The organism is Flavonifractor sp. AGMB03687, assembly GCF_017811815.1.
Lineage (GTDB): Bacteria > Bacillota > Clostridia > Oscillospirales > Oscillospiraceae > Flavonifractor.
Genome location: NZ_JADKZI010000003.1, coordinates 1 through 23,183, shown reverse-complemented (window position 1 = coordinate 23,183; position 23,183 = coordinate 1). Strand labels below are relative to the sequence as shown.

The 23,183-nt window shown below is 62.0% G+C and carries 21 protein-coding genes; 14 read left to right on the top strand and 7 right to left on the bottom strand.

The window, feature by feature from the left end:
* The first annotated feature begins 5 nt into the window (after positions 1-5).
* Both J9789_RS06525 and J9789_RS06520 read left to right on the top strand, forming a co-directional pair.
* Positions 6-962 (top strand): L-lactate dehydrogenase, encoded by a 957-nt coding sequence (locus tag J9789_RS06525; RefSeq protein ID WP_209343816.1) that lies wholly within the window; start codon positions 6-8, stop codon positions 960-962.
* A 240-nt stretch (positions 963-1,202) separates the two neighbouring features.
* Positions 1,203-2,111: a DMT family transporter gene (locus J9789_RS06520; RefSeq protein WP_209343815.1), complete on the top strand. Its 909-nt coding sequence runs from the start codon at positions 1,203-1,205 to the stop codon at positions 2,109-2,111.
* Positions 2,112-2,149: 38 nt separating this feature from the next.
* Here the strand turns inward: J9789_RS06520 and vanT are convergent, their stop codons facing one another.
* The 3 genes from vanT to vanG are packed head-to-tail and all read right to left on the bottom strand — an operon-like array spanning position 2,150 to position 5,999.
* The gene (gene vanT / locus J9789_RS06515) at positions 2,150-4,225 is read right to left on the bottom strand and encodes a serine racemase VanT catalytic subunit (protein WP_209343813.1); all 2,076 of its coding nucleotides are present in this window, start codon (positions 4,223-4,225) and stop codon (positions 2,150-2,152) included.
* Positions 4,222-4,965 (bottom strand): M15 family metallopeptidase, encoded by a 744-nt coding sequence (locus J9789_RS06510; RefSeq protein WP_209343811.1) that lies wholly within the window; start codon positions 4,963-4,965, stop codon positions 4,222-4,224. The genes vanT and J9789_RS06510 overlap by 4 nt, the downstream gene beginning before the upstream one ends.
* Positions 4,962-5,999 (bottom strand): D-alanine--D-serine ligase VanG, encoded by a 1,038-nt coding sequence (gene vanG, locus J9789_RS06505; RefSeq protein WP_209343809.1) that lies wholly within the window; start codon positions 5,997-5,999, stop codon positions 4,962-4,964. The genes J9789_RS06510 and vanG overlap by 4 nt, the downstream gene beginning before the upstream one ends.
* A 261-nt stretch (positions 6,000-6,260) precedes the next feature.
* On the opposite strand from vanG, the gene J9789_RS06500 reads away from it, so the two are divergent.
* From J9789_RS06500 to spoIIR, 6 genes are read left to right on the top strand one after another with little or no spacing between them, the layout of a single operon-like run.
* A complete protein-coding gene (locus J9789_RS06500; RefSeq protein ID WP_209343807.1) occupies positions 6,261-6,737 on the top strand; it encodes an Lrp/AsnC family transcriptional regulator in 477 nt (158 codons plus the stop codon).
* Entirely contained in the window at positions 6,734-7,927 is a 1,194-nt protein-coding gene (locus J9789_RS06495; protein WP_209343805.1) for an aminotransferase class I/II-fold pyridoxal phosphate-dependent enzyme, read from the top strand. The genes J9789_RS06500 and J9789_RS06495 overlap by 4 nt, the downstream gene beginning before the upstream one ends.
* 12 nt (positions 7,928-7,939) lie before the next feature.
* Positions 7,940-8,542, top strand: a complete 603-nt coding sequence (thrH, locus tag J9789_RS06490) for a bifunctional phosphoserine phosphatase/homoserine phosphotransferase ThrH (protein WP_209343803.1) — start codon at positions 7,940-7,942, stop codon at positions 8,540-8,542.
* Between the two features lie 38 nt (positions 8,543-8,580).
* Positions 8,581-9,855 (top strand): DUF1015 domain-containing protein, encoded by a 1,275-nt coding sequence (locus tag J9789_RS06485; protein WP_209343801.1) that lies wholly within the window; start codon positions 8,581-8,583, stop codon positions 9,853-9,855.
* 11 nt (positions 9,856-9,866) lie between these two features.
* Entirely contained in the window at positions 9,867-10,748 is an 882-nt protein-coding gene (gene ispE, locus J9789_RS06480) for a 4-(cytidine 5'-diphospho)-2-C-methyl-D-erythritol kinase (RefSeq protein WP_209343799.1), read from the top strand.
* Positions 10,749-10,802: 54 nt separating this feature from the next.
* Positions 10,803-11,435: a stage II sporulation protein R gene (gene spoIIR, locus J9789_RS06475; RefSeq protein ID WP_209343797.1), complete on the top strand. Its 633-nt coding sequence runs from the start codon at positions 10,803-10,805 to the stop codon at positions 11,433-11,435.
* A gap of 45 nt (positions 11,436-11,480) precedes the next feature.
* On the opposite strand, the gene J9789_RS06470 is transcribed toward spoIIR, so the two are convergent.
* On the bottom strand, positions 11,481-12,797 hold the full coding sequence (locus J9789_RS06470) for a sodium-dependent transporter (RefSeq protein WP_209343795.1): 1,317 nt from the start codon (positions 12,795-12,797) through the stop codon (positions 11,481-11,483).
* A complete protein-coding gene (locus J9789_RS06465; protein WP_209343791.1) occupies positions 12,798-13,358 on the bottom strand; it encodes a GNAT family N-acetyltransferase in 561 nt (186 codons plus the stop codon).
* 221 nt (positions 13,359-13,579) lie between these two features.
* Between J9789_RS06465 and J9789_RS06460 the strand changes: the two genes are divergently transcribed.
* Positions 13,580-16,006, top strand: coding sequence for a UvrD-helicase domain-containing protein (locus J9789_RS06460; protein ID WP_209343789.1), 2,427 nt, complete (start codon positions 13,580-13,582; stop codon positions 16,004-16,006).
* A 36-nt stretch (positions 16,007-16,042) separates the two neighbouring features.
* On the opposite strand, the gene J9789_RS06455 is transcribed toward J9789_RS06460, so the two are convergent.
* Positions 16,043-16,675, bottom strand: coding sequence for an HAD family phosphatase (locus J9789_RS06455; RefSeq protein WP_209343787.1), 633 nt, complete (start codon positions 16,673-16,675; stop codon positions 16,043-16,045).
* Positions 16,672-17,256, bottom strand: coding sequence for a DNA-3-methyladenine glycosylase (locus J9789_RS06450; protein WP_209343785.1), 585 nt, complete (start codon positions 17,254-17,256; stop codon positions 16,672-16,674). The genes J9789_RS06455 and J9789_RS06450 overlap by 4 nt, the downstream gene beginning before the upstream one ends.
* Positions 17,257-17,319: 63 nt before the next feature.
* On the opposite strand from J9789_RS06450, the gene J9789_RS06445 reads away from it, so the two are divergent.
* The 5 genes from J9789_RS06445 (at position 17,320) to J9789_RS06425 (ending at position 22,756) form a co-directional block, all read left to right on the top strand.
* Entirely contained in the window at positions 17,320-18,219 is a 900-nt protein-coding gene (locus tag J9789_RS06445) for a DMT family transporter (RefSeq protein ID WP_209343783.1), read from the top strand.
* Between the two features lie 165 nt (positions 18,220-18,384).
* Complete coding sequence (locus J9789_RS06440; RefSeq protein ID WP_209343781.1) at positions 18,385-20,649, top strand: DNA internalization-related competence protein ComEC/Rec2; 2,265 nt, start codon at positions 18,385-18,387, stop codon at positions 20,647-20,649.
* Between the two features lie 12 nt (positions 20,650-20,661).
* Positions 20,662-21,699: a DNA polymerase III subunit delta gene (gene holA, locus J9789_RS06435; RefSeq protein ID WP_209343779.1), complete on the top strand. Its 1,038-nt coding sequence runs from the start codon at positions 20,662-20,664 to the stop codon at positions 21,697-21,699.
* Between the two features lie 5 nt (positions 21,700-21,704).
* Complete coding sequence (locus J9789_RS06430) at positions 21,705-22,133, top strand: toxin-antitoxin system antitoxin subunit (protein ID WP_209343777.1); 429 nt, start codon at positions 21,705-21,707, stop codon at positions 22,131-22,133.
* Positions 22,134-22,135: 2 nt separating this feature from the next.
* On the top strand, positions 22,136-22,756 hold the full coding sequence (locus J9789_RS06425) for a DUF4093 domain-containing protein (RefSeq protein ID WP_209343775.1): 621 nt from the start codon (positions 22,136-22,138) through the stop codon (positions 22,754-22,756).
* Positions 22,757-23,183 lie beyond the last annotated feature (427 nt).

Below are 23,183 nucleotides of genomic sequence, written 5' to 3'. Positions count from 1 at the left end.
ATGTTATGACGACTCCCATCATCAATCCCCGTAAGGCAGTGGTGGTAGGCTGCGGCTTTGTAGGCTCGACTACCGCGTTTGCCCTGATGCAGAGCCATCTCTTTTCCGAGCTGGTGCTGCTGGACGTGAATTTTGACAAGGCCGACGGCGAGGCCAAGGATATCGCCCACGGCATTCCCTTTGCCGGGGCCATGAAGGTCTACGCCGGTACCTATGACGATGTAGCGGACGCCGCCGTGGTCATTGTGACGGCGGGCGCCAACCAGAAGCCCAACGAGACCCGGCTGGACCTGGTCCACAAGAATGTGGATATTTTCAAGAGCATTATCCCGGAGATTGCCAAGCGCAATTTTCAGGGGATCCTGCTCATCGTGTCCAACCCGGTGGATATCCTGACCTACGCCGCCCTCAAGCTCAGTGGCCTGCCGGAGAACCGGGTTATCGGCTCGGGTACCGTGCTGGATACCGCCCGCCTCAAGTATCAGCTGGGGCAGCACTTGAGTGTGGACAGCCGAAGTGTCCACGCCTTCATCATCGGCGAGCACGGCGACAGCGAGATCGCCGTGTGGAGCAGCTCCAACGTGTCGGGCATCCCTCTCAACGACTTCTGCGAGATGCGGGGCCACTACGACCATGTGGCCTCCATGAAGAAGATCGCCGAGCAGGTGAAGACCAGCGCCTACGAGATCATTGCCAAGAAGCACGCCACCTACTACGGTATCGCCATGTCGGTGAAGCGGATCTGTGAGGTCATCGTCCGCAATGAGAAGTCCATCCTGCCGGTGTCCACCATGATGCACGGCGAGTACGGCATTGAGGGCATTGCCCTGAGCATGCCCGCCATCGTGGGCCTGGAGGGCGTGGAGACCCACGTGCCCATCGTACTGGATGAGGAGGAGCGGGAGCAGCTCCAGCGCTCGGCTGAGACCCTGAAGCAGGTGGCGGCGACTCTGGACCTGTAAGAAAGCATAAAAAGAGACAGACCGGGCGGATTCGGATGGATCCGCCCGGTCTGTCTGTATGTGTAGGCTCGGGCATGCAATTTCTATTTGACGGAATCGGGTGTGATGTACTATCATATCCACAAAGCCGTTCCGATGCGTGGTGTGGAGCAAAGGAAGGGCGGGGAGAGGTAAGCTATTAGCCTGCCTCTTTTTTACGGTAAAATGAGAGAGAAAAAGAAGAGATGGGAGGCGGACAAGATGGAACGGAAGGAGAGCGCAGGGCATCTGGCGGCGCTGCTCACCATCGTGATCTGGGGTACGACCTTTATTTCAACCAAGGTGCTGCTGGTGGATTTTGAGCCGGTGGAGATTTTGTTCTACCGGTTTGTCATGGGTCTGCTGGCGCTCTGTGTGGTATATCCCCGGCGGCTGAAGGGGACGACAGGCAAACAGGAGCTGACCTTCGCGGCGGCGGGCCTGTGCGGCGTGTGTCTCTACTACCTGCTGGAAAATATTGCATTAACCCAGACGTTGGCCTCCAATGTCAGCGTAATCGTCTCGGTGGCTCCCTTCTTTATTGCTCTTCTATCCCATATCGTGTTTAAGGGGCAGGAGAAGCTGCGGGTCAACTTCTTCCTGGGCTTCGTGCTGGCTATGGCTGGTATCTTCCTGATCAGCACCGGCGGGGCGGAGGTCCACATCAGCCCGGTGGGCGATCTACTGGCCCTGCTGGCCTCCATCATCTGGGCGTTCTACTCCATCCTGATGCAGAAGATCGGCGGCTACGGCTACCCCACGGTGCTGGTCACCCGGCGCATCTTCCTGTATGGCATCCTCTTTATGGTGCCCGCCCTTTTCTTCTTTGACCTGCAGTGGGCCCCAGAGCGCTTTGCCAATCCGGTGTATCTGGGCAACTTCCTGTTCCTGGGGCTGGGGGCATGCGCTCTCTGCTTTGTGACCTGGAATTTTGCGGTGAAGATGCTGGGGCCGGTGAAGACCAGCGTGTACATCTACATGGTGCCTGTCATCACCGTGGTGGCCTCGGTGCTCATCCTCCACGAGCCCCTGACCTGGGCCACCGGTGTGGGCGCTCTGCTGACCCTGGGCGGCCTGTTCTTGTCTGAGTTTAAGATCAAACGCAAGGGAAAGACAACGGAAAATGTTTAAAGAAAAAACGCACGCCGCAGAGCTCTGCGGCGTGCGTTTTATGTTCGAACAACAGGTAATCGGGAGCCCAGCCGGGAGAGCAGCTCATTGGCGATGGTGCCGCTCTGGACGGCTACTTCCTCTGCCTTCAGGACGGCCTCCCCGTCGGTACCGATGAGGGTGACCATATCACCGGGAACGGCCTGGGGCAGGTGGGTGACGTCCACCAGCAGCTGGTCCATGCACATCCGGCCTACCATGGGACAGGACACGCCCCGGATGATGACCCGGCCGCCCTGCTGGGAGAGGGACCGGGGCAGCCCGTCGGCATAGCCGATGGTGACTACTGCCAGGCGGGTGTCTTGCTCTGCGCGAAAAGCCAGACCATAGCCTGCTCCCTGGCCGGCGGGGATGGTGCGCACCGAGGCCACCTTGGCCCGTAGAGAAAGGGCGGGACGGAGATCCAGGGGGTGGAGAACGGGGTTTTGATCACTGGACACGCCGTAGAGGGCAATGCCCGCCCGGACATAGCGGCAGGGCTGGGGCGGCAGATTCCAGAGGCCGTAGCTGGCCTGGATGTGGATGGCACCGGGGTCGTAGCCCTGCTCCTTCATCCAGCCGACGGCGGCATAGAAGCGGTCCAGTTGCCCCTGGGTGAAGGCAATGTCCGCCGGGGCGGGACTGTCGGAGACACACAGGTGGGAGAACACACCACCGATGCGGAGGATGGGCAGGGCGTACAGCCGGGCGATGGCTTCGTGATCCTCGGCGGGGATGCCCAGACGGTGCATGCCGGTGTCCAGTGCCAGGTGGACCCGCACCGGTACTCCCTGGGCAGCCAGGGCCAGGCCGTGGGCCTCGTCTGCCACCGTCTGGGTCAGCCGCCAGCGGCGGAGCAGGGGCGCCTCCTCCGGCGGGGTATAGCCCAAAATCAGGATGGTACCGCTCACCCCGTGGCGGCGCAGGGCGATCCCCTCTGCAAGGCAGGCCACCGCAAAGGCGCCCACCCCGGCCCGCCGTAGGATGCGGGCGGTGCTGGCTCCACCGTGGCCGTAGGCTTCCGCTTTCACCACCGCCATCAACGAGCAGCCGGGGGGCAGAGCCTGCCTCAGCACCTGGGCGTTGTGGATCAGGGCGTTTCGATCCACCTCCCGCCAGGCACGGGCGGTGGGAGATGGGCGCAGGGGGCGCAGCCGGTCCAGCACCAGTGCGGCGCAGAGGGTGACCACAACCACGGCGCAAAAATGGCCCACGCTGTTATGGATCAGCAGGCTCTCCAGATGGAGCAGCTCCGCTTCGCCCCGCACTGCCACGATGGACCAGGGGTGGAGCAGGTAGATCAGCAGGGAGAGCTGCCGGGCCCGCAGGTCCCGGCCTTGATTGGCCGACTGCAAAAGGCTAAAGAGGAAGAGGATGCAGAAGGGCAGGGTCAGGTACATGCTGTCGTGGCGTTGAGTACCCAGAGTGTGGAGCAGCAGCCCCTCCGCCGTCATGGCGGCCAGGGAGAGCAGGAAGCCAACCACGGCGGTCCGGCGGCTCAGACGCATATCCACCACCCCCAGCAGCACAAAGAGGGGGACGAAAAACAGGCCGTTTCGAGTGTAGGAGCTGAGGACAAACAGGCCGTCGTAGCACTGCGCCAAGGCGGGGACCTGAGCGGTCAGTCCGTAATAGCTGTCTCCTCCCAGGCCGATCAGATAGAGCACACCGGCCAGGGTCAGGGCGGCGGGCATACCCAGCCGGGCCAGCAGGCGGGCCAGGAGTACCCCCAGCAGCAGGGCGGGGAAGTACCACAGGTGGTAAAAAGTGCCGTCGGTGAGCAGGGCTTTGATCCATCCCCAGCCCGAGGGACTGCCGGTGTACCAGTTCAGAGGCAGGTAGAGCAGGATGGCCAGGCCATAGAGCAGCAGGGTTTTGCGCCAGAAGCGGCCCAGGGAGCGCCACTGGCCTGCCGCCAGAAAGTGGCCGCTGATCATGAGAAAGAAGGGAACGGCCACCCGGCAGAAGATGCGGGTGAGCACAAAATCCCCCAGAGGCGAGATCGAATCCAGGGGCGAGGTGTGGATGCACACTACAAGAAGGGCGGCGATCAGGCGGAAGCGGTCCAGCACCGGCCCGCGCAGGCAGGTCTTCACGGTATATCCCTCCAGACGGTCAGGAAAAAGCCTGCTACATTGTCGCCGGAGATCTGGCAGCGGCCATCAGGCAGGGGGATATCCCAGGGCTCCTGGGGGCAGAGCAGATAGGTGACCTGGGCGGTCTGCCCGTTTTCCAGGCGGCACACCGGACGATTTCCCCGGACAAAATCCCGATACTCCTCCAGACAGAGGTCATTTTCCTCCATCAGGCGGGCGTGGGGCACCCCCACATAGCGGAAATGCCAGGGCTCCTCGGCGATACCGGTAAGGGGTTCCTTGTGCCGCCGGTAGCGCTGGACAAAGCCGTACCGGGCGGCCAGCTGCCGGAAGAGGCCGCATACGCCGTCCTGGGGAAAGTGGGGGCGGATGAAGTCGATCTCGGGGGCGGCGAGGGCCAGATCCATGGCCAGGCCGGTCTGGTGCTCGCTGCATCCGGGAAGGGCCACATACTGCCGGGTAAATACCTCTCCCTCGGTCTTTAGGGTATCATCCCAGATGGCCTGCTGCTGGGCCTGACTGCGCCAGCCGGAGACCGGCACGATGGCGCCGTCAGGGTCAGCCGCCTGGAGGGCGGCGGACAGTAGACGGGCGGCCTGCCGCTCCATGGTGATCTGAGGATAGCGGGAGTCCGGGGGGACCAGGTAGGGCTGGACCGGATCACGGAGGGGGTGCCGGGCGTTGACCAGGATCAGGGGACCGGTGTAGATCTGGTCGGGGTGGAGGGTAACCGTCCTCATGCCCCCACCCCCGTCTCAATGATCCGGGTGAGCAGGGTGGGAAAATCCAGGCCGATGCCCTTCATCATATTGGGGTAGCGGCTGTGGGAGGTGAAGCCGGGGATGGTGTTGACCTCGTTGAATACCACCTTGCCTTCGGGGGTAAGGAACAGGTCCACCCGGGCAAAGACCCGGCAGTCCAGGGCCCGGTAGATGGTGCGGGCGGTCTCCTGGATGCGGGCGGCCTGCTCCGGTGTGATGCGGGCGGGGCAATGGATGGCTGAGGTTTTCAGGGTATATTTTTCCTCAAAGTCGAAAAAGCCCTGGGTCAGCTCGATCTCGTCCACCAGACCTACGGTGAGGACTTCATCCCCCAGAACCGCGCAGCCCACCTCAAAACCGTCGATGGCCTCCTCCAGCAGCAGCTCCCGGTCATTGGCAAAGGCGTCGGCCACTGCATTGGCCAACTGCTCCGGGGCGGTGACCCGGGTGACGCCGAAGGAGGAGCCTGCCCGCACCGGCTTGACAAAGAGGGGGTAGCCCAGCCCGGCGGCGGCCTCCTCGATGGCGCTCAGGGGCGCGCCCTGGCGGAAGAGTGCGCTGCGGGGGACGGAAACACCGGCCAGCTGGGCCAGCTTGTGGGCCCGGTCCTTGTCCATGCACAGGGCGCTGGACAGACAGCCGCAGCCGATGAGAGGGGCGCCGGTCAGCTCCAGCAGGCCCTGGACCGTGCCGTCCTCCCCATTTTTGCCGTGGAGCACCGGGAAGGCGGCGTCAAAGTCCAGCCGCCGGTTGGAGCCGTCCAGCAGCAGAAGCTGGGGCGTACCGAAGTCCGGGGACAGAGCGCAGCTGACGCAGTGCTCCTGATGCCAGGTATCATCCTCCAGCCGGTCCAGAGGACCGGAGTAGTGGAGCCAGCGGCCCTCCCGGGTGATGCCCACCATCAGGGGGCGGTAGCGGGACCGGTCCAGGTTGGACAGGACCGCGTGGGCCGATTGCAGGGAGACGCCGTATTCCGTGGAGCGTCCGCCGAAAAGAACCAGAATTGTTTTCATACCAAAATCCTCCCAAAAGGCAAAGCGCCTTGTTCTGATGACCCAATGGTATCAGAACAGGGCGCACACTGTTTTTCCTTTTCCTTTCGCCGGGCTGTCGAAATCCCGGCAAAACTCTTTCAAGTTTCTGAAGACGGCAGGGAGGGGAAGAATATGTATCCACTCTTGTATTTCGGAACCTGCAAGTATATAATACTTTATAATAGGCCTTTTTTACAGACCTGTGTGAATTGCTGAATCTATAAAGGAGGGAGCACAGCTATGAAATTGCTCCAGCTTTTGGAACAAGATTGTACCCTGACTCCGGAGCAGCTGGCCTCCATGGCAGATATGACCGTGGAAGAAGTCAAGGCTGCCATTAAGCGCTATGAGGATGAGAAGATCATTCTGGGCTACAAGGCTATCGTAGACTGGGACCGCACCGACCGTGAGGCGGTCACCGCCCTCATCGAGGTCAAGGTGACCCCCCAGCGGGGCGAGGGCTTTGACCGGGTGGCCGAGCGGATCTACCAGTATGACGAGGTGGAGAGCGTCTACCTGATGAGCGGCGCCTTTGACCTGACCGTCATCATCTCTGGCCGTACTCTGAAGGAAGTGGCCCAGTTCGTGGGTGAGCGCCTGTCCACTCTGGAGGACGTGACCGGCACCGCGACCCATTTTATCCTGCATAAATATAAGGAAAAGCACCTGATCTTTGAAAAGCAGGAGAAGCAGCCGAAGGAGTGGATTTTCTCATGAACTACGACGAGATACTGTGTAAGCGCATCGTGGATGTAAAGCCCTCCGGCATCCGGCGCTTTTTTGACATTCTGGAGGAGATGAAGGACGCCATCTCCCTGGGCATCGGCGAGCCCGACTTCGTTACCCCCTGGCACATCCGGGACGCCGGCATCTACTCCCTGGAGAAGGGCTTCACCAAGTACACCGGCAACGCCGGTATGGCGGAGCTGCGGCGTGAGATCGCCGCCTATCTGGCCCGCCGCTTTGATCTGCACTATGATTTCGCCAGCCAGATCGTGGTCACCGTGGGCGGCAGTGAGGCCATCGACCTGACCCTGCGCTGCCTGCTCAACCCCGGCGACGAGGTCATCATCCCCGTGCCGTCCTTCGTGTGCTACGGGCCCCTGGCCTCCATGGCCGGCGGCACCCCCGTCTATGTGGAGCTGAAGGCGGAGAACGAGTTCCGCCTCACCCCCGAGCAGCTGAAGGCCGCCATCACCCCCCGCACCAAGGTGCTGGTGCTGCCCTTCCCCTCCAACCCCACCGGCGGCATCATGGGCCGGGAGGACCTGGAGGCCATTGCCGAGGTGCTGCGGGGTACCAACATCATGGTGCTCTCCGACGAGATCTACGCCGAGCTGACCTACGGACAGCACCACGTGTCCATGGCCAATCTGCCCGACATGTATGAGCGCACCGTGGTGGTCAACGGCTTCTCTAAGAGCCATGCCATGACCGGCTGGCGTATGGGCTACGTCTGCGGGCCCGCCCCCATCATCAAGCAGATGCTCAAGCTGCACCAGTTCGGCATCATGTCCGCCCCCACCGTCAGCCAGTACGCCGCCATCGAGGCCATGCGCAACGGCGACAAGGACATCGAGCACATGCGGGACGAGTACGACGGCCGCCGCCGCTACCTGGTGGAGGGCCTGCGCCGCATCGGCCTGCCCTGCTTTGAGCCCAGAGGCGCCTTCTATGTGTTCCCCGACATCCGGGGCACCGGCCTGAGCTCCGACGAGTTCTGCGAGCGCTTCCTGATGGAGGAGAAGGTGGCCGTCATTGCCGGTTCCGCCTTCGGCCCCGGCGGCGAGGGCTTCGTCCGCTGCTGCTACGCCACCTCCATGAAGGATATTGCCGAGGCACTCACCCGTATGGATAACTTCCTGACCAACCTGCGCAAGAAGCAGGGCAGAGCTCAGGAAGACTAAGGAGGAGAGGATATGTACATCACCTGTCTGGACATGGAGGGCGTCCTGGTCCCTGAGATCTGGATCGCCTTTGCAGAAGCCACCGGCATCCCGGAGCTGAAGCGCACCACCCGGGATGAGCCTGATTACAACAAGCTGATGAATTTCCGCCTGGGCATCCTGAAGGAGCACGGCCTGGGCCTGAAGGAGATCCAGCAGACCATCGCGGGCATCGATCCCCTGCCCGGGGCCAAGGAATTTCTGGACGAGCTGCGCTCTTTCAGCCAGGTGATCATCCTCAGCGATACCTTTGAGCAGTTTGCCCAGCCCCTGATGAAGAAGCTGGGCTGGCCCACCCTGTTCTGCAACACCCTGGAGGTGGCCGACGACGGAACCATCACCGGTTTCAAGATGCGCTGCCCCCAGTCCAAGCTGACCACGGTAAAGGCCCTTCAGTCCATCGGCTATGACACCATTGCCGCCGGGGACAGCTTCAACGACCTGGGCATGATCCAGGCCAGCAAGGCGGGCTTCCTGTTTAAGAGCACCGCCCAGATCAAGGCCGACCACCCGGAACTGCCCGCCTATGAGGAGTTCGGCGACCTGCTGGCCGCCATCCGCAAGGCGATGGACTAAGCGCATCCCCAACTTCATGCCTGAAAAGAGTGAGCGATATGCTGCGGCAATTTGACGATCTGGCCTTTCGACCGGCGGATATCCTGCTGCCCCGGGACTGCGAATACCGCAAGTGGTCGGTGGTAGCCTGCGATCAGTATACCTCCCAGCCGGATTACTGGCAGCGGGTGGAGGAGTATGTGGGCTCCGCCCCCTCATCTCTGCGGCTCATCCTGCCGGAGAGCTGCCTGGACGGCCCCAATGTGGAGACCGACATCATGGATGTGAACAACACCATGACCCGCTACCTGCGGGAGGAGCGCTTTGAGGAGTACCCCAACGCCCTCATCTATGTGGAGCGACGGCTGGACAACCTGAAGGTGCGCCGGGGCCTGGTGGGCATGGTGGATCTGGAGCAGTATGACTATGAGCCGGGCTCCGGCGCCGCTGTGCGTGCCACCGAGGGGACGGTCATGTCCCGCATCCCGCCCCGGGTGGCGGTGCGCAAGAACGCCCCCCTGGAGCTGCCCCACGTGATGCTGCTGGCCGACGATCCCGGCAAGACGGTGATCGAGCCTCTGGCTGCCCGCAAGGACAAGATGCAGAAGGTCTATGACTTTGATCTGATGGAGCGGGGCGGACACATTGCCGGCTGGCTGCTGGACGAGGAGAGCATGGCCCTGGTGGCCGACGCCCTGTCCGCCCTGGCCCAGCCTGATGCCTTCCGCGCCAAATACGGCTCGGACAACGTGATGGCCTTCGCCGTGGGCGACGGCAACCACTCCCTGGCCACCGCCAAGGAGTGCTACGAGCGGCAGAAGAAGCTGACCCCCAAGGAGCACTGGGACAGCCTGCCCGCCCGCTTTGCCCTGTGCGAACTGGTGAACCTCCACGACCCGGCCATGGAGTTTGAGGCCATCCACCGGGTGCTCTTCGGCGTGGAGCCGGAGCAGGTAGTGGAGGCTCTGCTGAGGGCCTTCCCCGACGCCTTCCGGGGCGAGGGGGACGGCCATGTCCTGCGCTACCTTTCCGCCGACGGGCAGGGAGCCGTGACGGTGCCCCATCCCACCGCCCAGCTGGAGGTGGGTACCCTCCAGCCCTTCCTGGACGCCTATGTGAAGGAGCACGGCGGACGCATCGACTACATCCACGGGGCGGACGTGGCCCGCGCGCTGGCAGCCCGGCCGGGGAATCTGGCCTTCCTGCTGCCTGCCATGGGGAAGGACCAGCTCTTCCCCACGGTGATCCACGACGGCGCGCTGCCCCGCAAGACCTTCTCCATGGGCGAGGCCCATGACAAGCGCTTCTACCTGGAGGCACGCAAGATCCGATAAGGAGGGGTCCCATGGCGGTCCTGGAGGTCAAGGCCTATGCCAAACTGAATCTGTCCCTGGATGTGCTGGGAAAGCGGCCTGACGGCTACCATGACATGCGCATGGTGATGCAGACCGTGAACCTGACCGACGCCATCCGTCTGGAGATCGGCACCGGACAGCCCCTGCATATGGGGAGCAATCTGGGCTTTTTGCCAGCCAACGAGAGCAACCTGGCTGCCGCCGCCGCCCTGCGGCTGTGCGAGGCCACGGGAGTGGACGCCGGCGGGCTGTCCATCGACCTGGAGAAGACCATCCCGGTGTGCGCCGGGCTGGCGGGGGGCAGTGCCGACGCTGCTGCCGTACTCCGGGGGCTGAACAAGCTGCTGGACCTGGGACTGCCCGGGGAGCGGCTGGAGGAGATCGGGGCCCTGGTGGGTTCCGACGTGCCCTACTGCGTCCGGGGCGGCACCGCCCTGGCGGAGGGGCGGGGGGAGATCCTCACTGACCTGCCCCCTCTGCCCGACTGCCTGGTGGTGCTGTGCAAGCCCGCCTTTTCGGTGTCCACACCGGAGCTGTTCCGCAGCCTGGACGGCTGCCGCATCCGCCGGCGGCCCGACACCGCCGGCCTGCTGGCCGCCCTGGAGAGCGGCGATCTGCCCGGCGTGGCCCGGCGGATGTACAACGTCTTTGAGGATGCCCTCCCGGCCCGCCGGGCTCAGGAGATCGACGCCATCAAGAACGTGATGATCCAACATGGAGCACTGGGGGCCTCCATGAGCGGCACCGGCCCCACGGTATTCGGCCTGTTCATCCAGCGGGAAGCGGCCCAGGGTGCCTGGACGGCGCTGAAGGAGCAGTATCCGGAGACCTTCCTGGCGGAGAGCATGGGAAATCTGCTGGAGCAGGTATAAAAGAACCAAACACCGTCCACAATGGAGCCAAACCATTGTGGACGGTGATTTTTTATGACACAGAGCAAGACCCTGCGCCGGTGGGAGCTGGCCCTCCTGCTGGGGGTGGCCATTGCCGCCCTGGCCGGGGTGTGGCTGGACCGAAGTCAGGCGGCCCTCTCCGACCAGGTGATCCGGCTGCATGTACTGGCCAACTCAGACTCGGAGACCGACCAGGCCCTGAAGCTGAAGGTGCGGGACCGGGTGCTGGGGGAGGCCTCGGAGTATTTCGTGCCGGGTGCCACCCTGGAGGAGACCAGGGAGACCCTGACAGACCATCTGGCCGACCTGGCCGCTGCCGCCGCCGACCAGGTGGCGGAGGAGGGGTACCGGTATCCGGTGACGGTTTCGCTGGAGGACAACTACTGGTTTCCCACCAAGGAGTACACAGACTTTGCCCTGCCCGCCGGCAACTACACCGCCCTGCGGGTGGTCATCGGCGAGGGAGGCGGTCAGAACTGGTGGTGCGTGGTGTTCCCGCCCCTGTGTCTGGGCTCGGTTAGTGAGACCGCCGCCCAGACGGCCCTCAGCGGCGGCTTTTCTCAGGATCAGGTGTCTCTCATTACCGGAGAGGACCAGGGCTATGTGGTCAAATTCAAGGCCATCGAGCTGTGGGAGGAATTCCAGCACTGGCTCAGCGGCACATAAAAAGGCAGGTCCGGGAAAGAACCGGACCTGCCTTTTGCAGGAAAATCAGCCGATGCCGCCGTAGTAGATGCCCAGCACCCAAACGGCCGCCGCCACCAGTACATAGAACCGGGCGGTGACGGTGAAGAACTTGCCGGGCCGGCCGTTGCCGCCCAGAGCCAGCTCGTCCTTGATGGTGTCCATGCGCAGAACAAAGTAGATGCAAACAGCCACCAGCAGGGCGCCGAAGGGGGACACATAGATGGTGATGAGATCCATCCAGCTGCCCATACCGGCCAGGGACTCCAGGAACAGGCCGGGCACAAAGGCCACCACGCCCATGATCAGGGTGGCGGTGCGGCGGGACAACTTGACGGTGGAGCTGAGGGCCTCGCCGCAGGCCTCCAGCATGTTCATCAGGGAGGTGATGCCCGCGAAGAACACCGACAGGAAAAACAGGAAGGCGAAAATCTGTCCGCCGGGCATCTGCTGGAACACCTGGGGAAGAGTGACGAACATGAGGGACGGGCCGCTGGTGGGGTCGATGCCGAAGGCAAAGACGGCGGGGATGATGGCGAAGCCCGCTAGCAGAGCGGCCAGCGTGTCCAGCAGAGCGGTGGTGCCCGCGTGGCGCAGGATGCTCTCGCTCTTCTTCATATAGCTGCCGTAGATCAGCATGCCCGCGCCGTTGATGGACAGGGAGAAGAAGGCCTGCCCCATGGCCATGACCCAGGTCTCCGGCTTGAGCAGGTAGCTCCAGTCGGGTTGGAGCAGGTAGAGGTAGCCCTCCACCGCGCCGGGCAGGAAAGCCACCCGGACGGCGATGATGAGAAACAGAATAAAGAAGGCGGGCATCATGAATTTGCTCAGCTTCTCGATGCCGGCGGCCACGCCGAAGATCAGGATGACCACCGTCAGGGCCACCGCTGCCAGATGCCAGGGGATGGAGCCGAAGTTCACGGCCAGAGCGTCAAAGAAGCTCTGGGAGTCGCCGGCCAGGATGGAGCCGGTGATGGAGCCGGCGGTGTAGCGTAGCACCCAGCCCACCACTACGGAGTAGCCGATGGCGATGCCCAGCACGCCCAGCAGGGGGATGATGCCCAACAGCTTGCCGCCCTTCTTGCCCCGGGACTTGAGCACGTAGTCCAGGGAGCCCATGGCGCCGGTGCCGGTGAGCCGGCCCAGGGCGAACTCGCCGGACAGACCCACGTAGCTGAACAGGGCCACGAAAATAAAATAGGGAATCAGAAAGGCGCCGCCGCCGTACTGTCCCACTCGGTAGGGGAAGAGCCAGATGTTGCCCATACCTACGGCGGAGCCTACCGCCGCCAGCACGAAGCCCAGCGAGCTGGTAAATTTACCGCCGGATTTGTTGTGTTCCATTCAGAGATCCTCCTCGTCGTTTCTGCGCACCATGTGCAGATGATCCTCCCAGACGCCGTTGATCTTCAGGTAGCGCCTGGCCAGTCCCTCCTCCTCAAAACCGGCCTTGGCCGCCGCCCGGCGGGAGGCCAGGTTGCGGGGCATGATATTGGCCTCCACCCGGTGGAGCCCCAGGTTGCGGAAGCCCCACTGGGTCAGGGCATCGATAGCCTCGGAGCCGTAGCCCCTGCCCCACAGGGTATGGTCGATTTTATAGGAGATAAAGCAGGAGTGGAAGGCGCCGCCGATGATCTCGTTAAGGCCTGCCAGTCCGATGATTTTGCCGGGGTGCCGGGGCTGGACCAGCAGGAAACGGAAGCTGCGGCCCGCTTCGGCCTGCTCCAGATCCCAGGTGAGCCGTTCCTCCTGTCCCTCCGTGGTAAAGAACTCCTCCGGCTGGATGGGGTCAAAGGGGGCGAAGGCCTCCCGGTTGCGGCGATAAAAGGCGGCTGCCGCGTCGGCCAGGGCGGGATCAGCGGCAAGAAAGACCAGTCTGGGGGAGCGAAAAACAAAACGGCGCATGGCGCTCACTCCTCTCACATCTGCATGCGTGGCACATTATAGCACATCCCGGCGGCTTTTGCACTATGAAGTTGTAGCACTTTAAAGAGCACAGGAGGGGCAAAAAGAATCCCCTCCCGGTGGTTGACCTTGCCGCCGCTTTTCGATACAATAAGGATACCAGAAAGGGAGCCGTCCACCTGTGGGCGGCTCTCCCATTGCCAAGGGAGAAATGAGAACCTATGTTGAACACCCAAGAGGAACTGCGCTTTTGTAAAGCCCGGCGGGCCGCCATTGAGCTGGAGTTCGGCAATCTGAATCCGGAGCAGCGGAAGGCCGCCCTGGCCACTGAAGGCCCCCTGCTGCTGCTGGCGGGCGCGGGCAGCGGAAAGACCACGGTGCTCATCCACCGCATTGCCAACCTGATGAAGTACGGCCGGGGGGCGGATTCCGACGAGGTGCCCGCCTGGGTCACGCCGGAGGATCTGGCCTTCCTGGAAAACTACGTGGCCAACCCCGACCCGGAGAAAAAGAGTGAGCAGGAGCGGCTGTGCCGCCTGGACCCGGCGGTGCCCTGGTCCATTCTGGCTATCACGTTTACCAACAAGGCCGCCGGCGAGCTGAAGGAGCGGCTGGAGCGGATGCTGGGCCCCGCCGCCAATGACGTGTGGGCCTCCACCTTCCACTCCGCCTGCGTACGCATCCTGCGGCGGGACATCGACCGGCTGGGTTTCACCAGCTCCTTCACCATCTATGACACCGCCGACTCCGAGCGGGTCATTAAGGACATTGTGAAGGACTTTAATCTGGACGACAAGACCTTCTCCGCCCGCACGGTGCTGGGCTACCTGTCCCGGGCCAAGGACGCCATGCAGTCGGGGGCGGACTATCTGGCCCAGTGCGAGAAGGCGGGAGACTTCCGCCTGGTGAAGATCGCCAAGATCTATGTGGAGTACGAGCGGCGGCTGAAGGAGGCCAACGCCCTGGACTTCGACGACATCATTCTGGACACCGTGCGCCTGCTTCAGCAGTTTGAGGAGGTGCGGACCTACTACCAGAAGAAGTTCCGCTACGTCCTCATCGACGAGTATCAGGACACCAACAACCTGCAGTATCAGCTGGCCGCCACCCTGGCGGGGGGCTATGAGAACATCTGTGTGGTGGGTGACGACGATCAGTCCATCTACCGCTTCCGGGGCGCCACCATCGAGAACATCCTCTCCTTTGAAAACCAGTACAAGGGGGCCCGGGTGATCCGGCTGGAGCAGAACTATCGCTCCACCAAGAACATTCTGGAGGCTTCCAACGCGGTCATCAAGAACAACGAGGGCCGCAAGGGCAAGGAACTGTGGACCCAGCACGAGGAGGGGGACAAGGTCCAGTGCTACACCGCCATGAACGAGCACGACGAGGCCCAGTATGTGGCGGCCCAGATCCTGGCGGGCTATTCCGCCGGGCGCAGCTGGAAGGACCACGCGGTGCTCTACCGCATGAACGCCCAGTCCAACCAGATTGAGCAAGCCTTCAAGCGCAACGGCATCCCCTACCGCATCATCGGCGGCATCCGCTTCTTTGACCGCGCTGAGGTCAAGGACATGCTGGCCTATCTGAGCGCCGTGAACAATCCTGGCGACGATCTGCGCCTCTCCCGCATTATCAACAACCCGCCCCGGGGCATCGGCGCCACCACCGTGGACCGGGCCCAGAGCATCGCTCAGGCGGAGGGTCGCTCCCTGTGGGACGTGATCAGCCACGCCAGGGACTGGCCGGAGCTGCAGAAGGCGGCTCCCAAGCTGGGCCAGTTCACCGAACTGATGGACGATCTGCGCAAGCTGTCCCGGGAGCTGCCGCTGCCCGAGTTTTATGAAGAGGTAGTGGCCCGTACCGGCTACGCCGTTATGCTGGAGCAGAAGAAGACGGTAGAGGACCGCACCCGCCTGGAGAACGTAAAGGAGCTGGCCACCTCCATCCAGAACTATCTGGACAACGCAGTGGAGGAGACCTCCCTGTCCGGCTTCCTGGATGAGATTGCCCTGTACACCGACATTGACAGCCACGACCCCAGCGAGGACTGCGCGGTGATGATGACCATGCACTCCGCCAAGGGCCTGGAGTTCCCGGTGGTCTTTGTGGTGGGCGTGGAAGAGGGCATCTTCCCCGGCATCCGGGCCATCGGCGAGCCGGAGGAGATGGAGGAGGAGCGCCGCCTGTGCTATGTGGCCATGACCCGTGCCAAGGAGAAGCTGTATATGACCTGCGCCTCCCAGCGCATGCTCTTCGGCCGCACCAACTCCAACCGCCCCTCCCGCTTCCTGGGCGAGATCCCGCCGGAGCTGGTGGAGAAGTCCGGCCGTCTGCCCTATGGCGAGCGGGGTGAGGGAGAGCGGCCCGCCCGCAAGACCGCCCCGGTGCGCCGCCTCTTCGACCCCGGCTTCTCTCTGGGCCATTCCGCCCCGGCGGCCTCTGCCCCCTCGGCTGAGGGACAGGCTGCCCCCGCCGGCGGAGGATTCCGCATGGGCGACATGGTGCGTCACAAGGCCTTCGGTCAGGGCCTCATCACCAAGGTGACCCCCATGGGGGGCGACGCCCTGGTGGAGATCGCCTTCGACAGCGTGGGCACCAAGAAGCTGATGCTGAAATCGGCCTCCCAGTATATGACCAAGGTATAAGAAAACCGGGCCGCCGAAAGGCGGCCCGGAGAGATGCTATGGCTGGAGCAATTCCGTAAAACTGTAAATGTATTGGTGGCACAGTCCCTTTAATTCGTCCTCGAACCGGGCGTAGAAGGGGTCGTACACCCCTACCACGGTGAGTCCCGCCTCCTTGGCGGCGGCGCAGGCGCCGGGGGAGTCCTCGTACAGGGTGCTTTCCTCAGGAGTGGCCCCCAGCTCCTTCAGCACGTGGGCGAAGGTGGCCGGGTCCTTTTTCAGCATACCCAGCTCCTGGACGAAGATGAGCTTGGAGAAGTATTCCTCCATGTGCAGCCGCTTCAGGGCGGCCCGGCAGAACTCGGGCACGCAGGCGGTGAGCAGGACCATGGTCTGCCTCTGCTGCCGGCACTGCTCCAGAAAAGCCAGTGCTCCCGGCTTGGCGGGGACCTGGGACAGATAGGCCTCCCGGCCCAGCTGGGTCCACTCGTCCATGATGGCCTGGGGCTCCATGTCCAGATGGTAGTAATCAATGGTGAACTGGGCGGCCAGGGGGAAGATGGAGTGCCCCACCGTCTCGCTGTACTCCTGAGTGGGCGTCAGACCCCGGCGGGCCAGAAAGGTGTTGTCCACCACCTCCCACACGCCGTTGGAGTCCACCAGGGTACCGTCAAAGTCAAACAGAATCATACATAAAACCTCCAGGGGAAGTGGACGGCCTCCTGGGCGTAGTCAATGCCCACCCGGGGACCGGTGTGGAAGGTTGGCGGCGCTTCGCCGCCGTCACAGAGGAAGAGCTCCTCCCCGCACAGGTCCAGCCCGTTCTGGGCGCGGGTGAGGGCCAGCGCCTTGCACACCTTGCCGGGGCCGTCCAGAAAATGTTTCTTTTGATAGGGGGTAAGCTCCCCGGGCGTCTTGCCGAACCGGTTGAGGCTCATGGGGACCAACCCATCCACCGGCTCCAAGCCCCGCAGCAGCACGGCGGCAGGTTCCCCTTCCGCCTCGGTGACGAAGTTGAGACAGTGGTACATCCCGTAGATCAGGTAGATATAGGCGGTGCCCGGCGGGGCAAACAGCGTCTCGGTCCGGGCGGTACGCCGGTAGCCGTAGGCGTGACAGGCCTTGTCGCACCGGCCGATGTAGGCCTCAGTCTCGGTGATGCGCCCCACCAGCGCCTGCCCCTGCCACATGCGCACCAGATATTTTCCCAGCAGGTCCCGGGCCACCTCCAGGGTGTCCCGGTCAAAGAATTGCCGTTCCAGCTTTTTCATAAGGATACCCCCCTTTGTCGGGATCAAATCACATTTTACCATAGGTAAAGGAGAGGTACAACCATGAGCCAAACCAAAGAAAACAGTGTCCTGGCCAAGTTCGCGACCCCGCTGATCATCCTCGCCACCATCATCTGGGGCAGCTCCTTCGTGGTGATGAAGAACAGCGTGGATGTGCTGCCAACCTTCTGGCTGCTGGCCATCCGGTTCAGCTTCGCGGCCCTGGTGCTGGCCATCGTCTTCATCAAACGGTGGAAGGTACTGGACCGCCACTATCTCATCGGCGGCACCGTAATGGGCTTCTGCCTGTTTGTGGCCTACGCATTCCAGACCTACGGCCTGGAGCAGACCACCCCCGGCAAGAACGCCTTCCTCACCGCGGTCTACTGCGTCATCGTGCCCTTCCTGTACTGGATCGTGGCCAAGCGCCGGCCGGACAAGTTCAACGTCATTGCCGCCCTGCTGTGTATCATCGGCATCGGCCTGGTGTCGGCCACCGGCAAGAACGCCTCCGCTTTCAACATGGGCGACGTGCTCACCCTCATCGGTGGTTTCTTCTTTGCCGCCCACATCGTGGCGGTGTCCAAGTTCTCCGAGGGGCGGGATATCTTTATCCTGACCACCCTCCAGTTTGCCAGCTTTGCTATTTTCTCCTGGATCGGCGTGCTGGTGACCCAGACCACGGTTTCCCCTGAGGTATTTACCGGAGATCTGATCTTCGGTCTGGCCTATCTGGTGGTTTTCGCCTCCTGCGGCGCCCTGCTTTTCCAGAATATCGGCCAAAAATATACCGCCCCCTCCACCGCCGCTGTGCTGCTCTCTCTGGAAGCCCCCTTCGGCGTGCTCTTCTCCATGATCTTTGCCAGCGAGCAGCCTACCGCTCTGATGCTGGTGGGCTTTGGCCTCATCTTCCTGGGCGTGATCTGCTCCGAGACCAAGTTTTCCTTCCTGCGGAAGAAATAAGACTTCAACCAAACCACAGCCCCTGCCCGGATGGGCGGGGGCTGTTCTCTATTTTTTGCGGCCGTGCATGGAGTCCTGTCTTGCGCTGTATGGCTCAGTTTGGTATCATAAAAAAGGTGATGACCATGTATGTTCCGTCCATCCGCTGCCTGGCTGGGATGCCCTATGCGTAAGCTGGCCTGGTTTGCCGCCGCCTTTTCCCTGGCGGTTTTTCTGGCAGTCTATCTGCTGCCGGAGCAAATTCTGGTGCCGGCCGGGGCCGTTTGCGCCCTAGCGGCCCTGACCGGGCTGCTGCTGCGGGGAAAGGCCCGCCTGCGGATGCTGTTGGTCTGCTTCGGCCTGGCGGCCGGACTGTGCTGGACAGGGGCATACAGCGGAATCGTGCGAGCCCCTGCCCTCCAGCTGGCAGACACAGAGACCCAGGTGGAGGCTGTGGTGGCTGACTGGCCTCAGGAGAACCACTACAGCACTTCCGTGTTGGCAGAGATTTGGACAGAGAAGGGCGGCACGGTCAAAACACTGCTTTATCTCAGTGGGGAAGGGGCGGACGACCTCCGTCCCGGCGACCGGCTGACGATAACGGCCTCCTTCCGTATGGCGGACACCATGGCGGGGGAGGAGACCGACTACTATTACGCCAAAGGGATTCTTCTCATGGGCAGCTGTGAGGAGTGGACCGTGGAGCGGCCGGAACGGGTGCCTGTGAAATACTGGCCCGCCATGGTGAGCAGAGTTTTAAAGGACAGTGTTGCCCGGGCCTTTCGGGACAGCGCCGCGCCCTTGGTTACTGCCCTTATTACCGGAGACAAAACCCAACTGCCGGATGGGGTCTACAGTGCCCTCCGGCGGTCGGGGCTGGCCCATGTGATCGCCGTCTCCGGCCTTCATGTCTCCTTCCTGGCGGGACTGATTACCACGCTGCTGGGCCGCCGGAGACGGCTGTCGGCGGTGGTGGGCATCTGCCTGCTCTTCTTTTTCGCTGCCGTGGCGGGTAATACACCATCGGTGCAGCGGGCTGCCTTTATGCAGGCCATGCTGCTCATTGCGCCTCTGGCCGACCGGGAGAACGATCCGCCCACCGCCCTCAGTACGGTGCTGATGGTGCTGTTGGTGGTTAACCCATATGCCGCGGCCAGCGTATCCCTTCAGCTGTCCTTTGCCGCTGTGGCGGGTATTTTCCTCTTTACTGGCCCACTGTGTGAGAAGTGGGGGCGGAAGCTGCCCCGCAAGCCCAAGAGCTTCTGGATCAAGCTGGGCTGCCGGACGGCTCGGGTGGTGATCGACAGTGTGGCCACCACTCTGGGCGCCATTGTATTCACCACGCCCCTGATGACCCTCTATTTTGACAGCATCTCCCTTATATCACCCCTTGCCAATCTGCTGGCGCTGTGGGCGGTATCGCTGGCCTTCCTGGGCGGTCTGGCGGTCGCGGTGCTGGGTGTATTTCTGCCTGCCTTGGCCGGGCTTCTGGCCTGGGTGGCGGCGCTGCCTGTATGGTACCTGCAATGGGTGAGTGCCGCTCTGGCTGGCCTGCCCTTTGCGTCGGTGTCTGTCCACTCTATCTATCTCATCCTGTGCATGGCGCTGACCTATGGACTCATCGCTCTGTGGGTGCTGTGGCGGGGACCAAAAGGAAGGGTAGTGGTACCGGTTTGCCTCAGCACCTCTACTTTGTGTGGGGCCCTGATCCTCCAGACCGCTGCCCTGACCGGCGGAAGCCTTACCGTCTCGGTGCTGGATGTGGGGCAGGGGCTCAGCGTGGCGCTCTACTCCAAGGGACAGACTGCCCTCATCGACTGCGGCGGTTACGATGCCGGGAATACGGCTGCGGATCACTTTCAGTCCATGGGCCTGAGCCACATCGATCTGGTGATCCTGACCCACTACCATGACGATCATGCCGCCGGGATTCCCCAACTGCTGGAGCGGATGGATGTAGGTCTGCTGGTTCTGCCGGACGTGGAGCCGGACAGCGCCCTGCGGGCGGAGATCCAGAAGGCGGCTCAGGCTGCCGGTGTGGAGACCTTGCTGGTCACCGACGGCGCCACGGCTCAGTTGGGAGAGGTGGAGCTGACCATCTATCCCCCTCTGGGCAGCGGCGACAGCAACGAGGAAGGGCTGTCGGTGCTGGGCAGCGCCGGGGACTTTGATTTCCTGGTGACAGGAGATATGGATACCACCGTGGAGGGCAGGCTGGTCAAGTACGGTAATCTACCGGACACGGAGCTGCTGGTGGTGGGCCACCACGGCTCCCGATATGCTGCTTCGGAGGAGCTGCTCCAGGCCATCCAGCCGGAGTTGGCTGTCATTTCTGTTGGATATAATACCTACGGTCACCCGGCGGAGGAGACTCTAGGCCGGTTAGCTCGGTACGGGTGCGATATTTACCGCACCGACTGGTCGGGGACCGTTACCATTACTGCCGAATAAGGAGAAGATATCATGCCGCCAAAGGGAAAACCGGATACCGCCGCCTATCAGAAACTAAAACAGGATCTGAAAAGCGGCACGCTGGGCAGCCTCTACATCTTCCACGGAGAGGAGGCCTACCTGCGGGACTACTATCTGGGTGAGATGAAGAAAAAGCTGCTGCCGCCGGGGATGGAGGCCTTCAACTACCATACCATCAACGGCAAAGAGTTTGATCTGAAGACCTTGTCCCAGACGGTGGACTGTCTGCCCATGATGAGCCAGCGCACCCTCATCGTGGTCAATGACTACGATCTGTTTAAAGGAGACAAGGACGGACTGACCGCTCTGCTGAAGGATCTGCCGGACTATGTTTGCCTGGTCTTTGTCTATGACCTCATTGAATATAAGTCGGATGCCCGTACCAAACTGGCAGGTGTGATCAAAGAGAAGGGCAGCGTGGTCCCCTTCAACCGGCAGGAGCAGGGGGACCTGGTGGACTGGATCGCCCGCCGCTTCAGGGCCATGGATCACGACATCGGCAGTGAGGACGCCAAATACCTGATCTTCCTGTGCGGAGATTTAATGAATACCCTGATCTCGGAGATTGGGAAGATCGGGGCCTATGCATCCCACCGTCGGGTGACCCGGGAAGACATTGACGCGGTGGCCACTCCGCAGCTGGACGCGGTGGTGTTCCAGATGACGGACGCCATTTCCTCCGGCGACTTTGACAAGGCGGCCTCCGTGCTGGGGGATCTGTACCACATGCAGGAGGCCCCCATCAAGCTGCTGGCCGTTCTGGGCAAGCAGCTGCGGCAGCTTTATACGGCCCGGCTGGCCATTGAAAATCGGAAGGGCAGCCGCTATCTGATGGAGCTGTGGGGCATGCGTTCCGCCTATCCGGCGGAGCGGCTCATGCAGTCGGCTCGCCGGTTTTCGCTGGCCTGGTGCCGCAAAGCGGTGATCCGCTGCGGTGAGACCGATCTGGCGATGAAGTCCACCGGAGCCGATGGAGAAGAACTGTTGACTGGCCTGCTGATGGAGCTGGCCGTGAAGAAAGGAGCCTGATGGCAATGAAAAAGCGTACGATCGTTGGAATGGCTGTGGCGGCAACCGCCGGTGCGGTGGGCTGGTATCTGACTGCCAGTCGCAGAAAGAATCAGGTGGAAACCATCCGGGAGCAGCTGCTGCGGATGCTGGCTGTGCGGCGGGATGAGCTGCAGGCTCTGCGCAAGGCGGCGGAGAACGATGAGCTGGCCACCAATGCGCTCAGCGGAGAGCCCATGGAGGGGCTGGAGGTGGAGTCCGTCCGGTTGGAGGAGGGTGCTCTGACGGTGTGCCTGTACAATGGGCAGGCCCGGGTCTGGCTGTCCAATCAGCCTCTGGACCGGCTGGACGTCTATCATCAGCCCTGGCACGGCACTGCCCGCCCTGGCGTGCTCTACACCGAGAACCTGGGTGACGGCTGGTACGCCGGCTACGCCTGCTTGCACTGGAGCTGAGTATGCTGCGGATCAAAGAGGCAATTGTAGTGGAGGGGCGGTACGATAAAAATACCCTCTCTCAGATGGTAGATACCATTATTGTAGAGACTGCCGGTTTTGGCGTCTTTAAAAACAGTGAAAAACTGGCCCTGTTCCGCCGTCTGGCGGCGGAGCGGGGCCTCATTATCCTTACCGATCCGGACGGAGCGGGCTTTGTCATCCGCAATTTCCTCAAGGGAAGCATTCCGCCGGAACAGGTAAAGCACGCCTATGTGCCCGATATCCTGGGGAAGGAACGGCGGAAGCGTACTCCGGGGAAAGAGGGTAAGCTGGGTGTGGAGGGTATGCGTCCTCAGATCCTGGAGCAGGCGCTCCGCCGGGCAGGAGCCACCTTCCTGGATGAAAATGCTCCGCCGGTACGGCAGGGGCGGCCGATCACCAAGGCAGACCTGATGGTGCTGGGACTGTCTGGCGGTATGGGAGCGGCTGACCGTAGACAGATGCTGATGGAGCAGTTGAAGCTGCCCAAACATCTGTCGCCCAATGCCATGCTGGAGGTTCTGAACGCCCTGTTTTCCTATGAGGAACTGGCCGACGCGGTCCAGAATCTGACGTCTGAGAAAAAAGACGGCGGAAAATGAAAAAAGATGTTGACAAGTGGGGGTTAGAGTGGTATCCTATCTGAGCGCCTTGCGAGAGGGCATGAAAATCTGATCAAAAACGGGAGAAACCGAGCGGAACGCCGGACGGCCTCACGAAAAAGATTAGAAAAAAGTGCTTGACAATCGCGAGTGTGCGTGATAAAATAAACGAGTTCGAGCCGAGAGGCCTGAACGAGTTTAAAAAGGACTGAAATCAAGGGATTGGAGCTAAAAAGCTCTGAAAAAACTTGAAAAAAGTTCTTGACAAACGAATCCGGAAGTGCTAAAATAAATAGCACGTCAGCCGATCGGCTGAACGGAGCGTGTACCTTGTAAATTAAACAACGTGAAAGAAACACGAAGCACCAGAAAGGACGAGAAGTCCTTCTGACAAGCAAAGCTTGAAAGAAGGCTCTTGATTTAATTT

Excerpts from the sequence above, each read along its gene's own strand:
- J9789_RS06425 (WP_209343775.1), top strand. The coding sequence starts at position 22,136 with ATGCTGCGGATCAAAGAGGCAATTGTAGTGGAGGGGCGGTACGATAAA.
- J9789_RS06440 (WP_209343781.1), top strand. The coding sequence starts at position 18,385 with ATGCGTAAGCTGGCCTGGTTTGCCGCCGCCTTTTCCCTGGCGGTTTTT.
- J9789_RS06455 (WP_209343787.1), bottom strand. The coding sequence starts at position 16,675 with ATGATTCTGTTTGACTTTGACGGTACCCTGGTGGACTCCAACGGCGTG.
- J9789_RS06430 (WP_209343777.1), top strand. The coding sequence starts at position 21,705 with ATGAAAAAGCGTACGATCGTTGGAATGGCTGTGGCGGCAACCGCCGGT.
- ispE (WP_209343799.1), top strand. The coding sequence starts at position 9,867 with ATGGCGGTCCTGGAGGTCAAGGCCTATGCCAAACTGAATCTGTCCCTG.
- J9789_RS06465 (WP_209343791.1), bottom strand. The coding sequence starts at position 13,358 with ATGCGCCGTTTTGTTTTTCGCTCCCCCAGACTGGTCTTTCTTGCCGCT.
- spoIIR (WP_209343797.1), top strand. The coding sequence starts at position 10,803 with ATGACACAGAGCAAGACCCTGCGCCGGTGGGAGCTGGCCCTCCTGCTG.
- holA (WP_209343779.1), top strand. The coding sequence starts at position 20,662 with ATGCCGCCAAAGGGAAAACCGGATACCGCCGCCTATCAGAAACTAAAA.
- J9789_RS06445 (WP_209343783.1), top strand. The coding sequence starts at position 17,320 with ATGAGCCAAACCAAAGAAAACAGTGTCCTGGCCAAGTTCGCGACCCCG.
- J9789_RS06510 (WP_209343811.1), bottom strand. The coding sequence starts at position 4,965 with ATGAGGACGGTTACCCTCCACCCCGACCAGATCTACACCGGTCCCCTG.
- J9789_RS06450 (WP_209343785.1), bottom strand. The coding sequence starts at position 17,256 with ATGAAAAAGCTGGAACGGCAATTCTTTGACCGGGACACCCTGGAGGTG.
- J9789_RS06470 (WP_209343795.1), bottom strand. The coding sequence starts at position 12,797 with ATGGAACACAACAAATCCGGCGGTAAATTTACCAGCTCGCTGGGCTTC.
- J9789_RS06460 (WP_209343789.1), top strand. The coding sequence starts at position 13,580 with ATGTTGAACACCCAAGAGGAACTGCGCTTTTGTAAAGCCCGGCGGGCC.
- vanG (WP_209343809.1), bottom strand. The coding sequence starts at position 5,999 with ATGAAAACAATTCTGGTTCTTTTCGGCGGACGCTCCACGGAATACGGC.
- J9789_RS06500 (WP_209343807.1), top strand. The coding sequence starts at position 6,261 with ATGAAATTGCTCCAGCTTTTGGAACAAGATTGTACCCTGACTCCGGAG.
- J9789_RS06525 (WP_209343816.1), top strand. The coding sequence starts at position 6 with ATGACGACTCCCATCATCAATCCCCGTAAGGCAGTGGTGGTAGGCTGC.
- J9789_RS06495 (WP_209343805.1), top strand. The coding sequence starts at position 6,734 with ATGAACTACGACGAGATACTGTGTAAGCGCATCGTGGATGTAAAGCCC.
- J9789_RS06485 (WP_209343801.1), top strand. The coding sequence starts at position 8,581 with ATGCTGCGGCAATTTGACGATCTGGCCTTTCGACCGGCGGATATCCTG.
- J9789_RS06520 (WP_209343815.1), top strand. The coding sequence starts at position 1,203 with ATGGAACGGAAGGAGAGCGCAGGGCATCTGGCGGCGCTGCTCACCATC.
- thrH (WP_209343803.1), top strand. The coding sequence starts at position 7,940 with ATGTACATCACCTGTCTGGACATGGAGGGCGTCCTGGTCCCTGAGATC.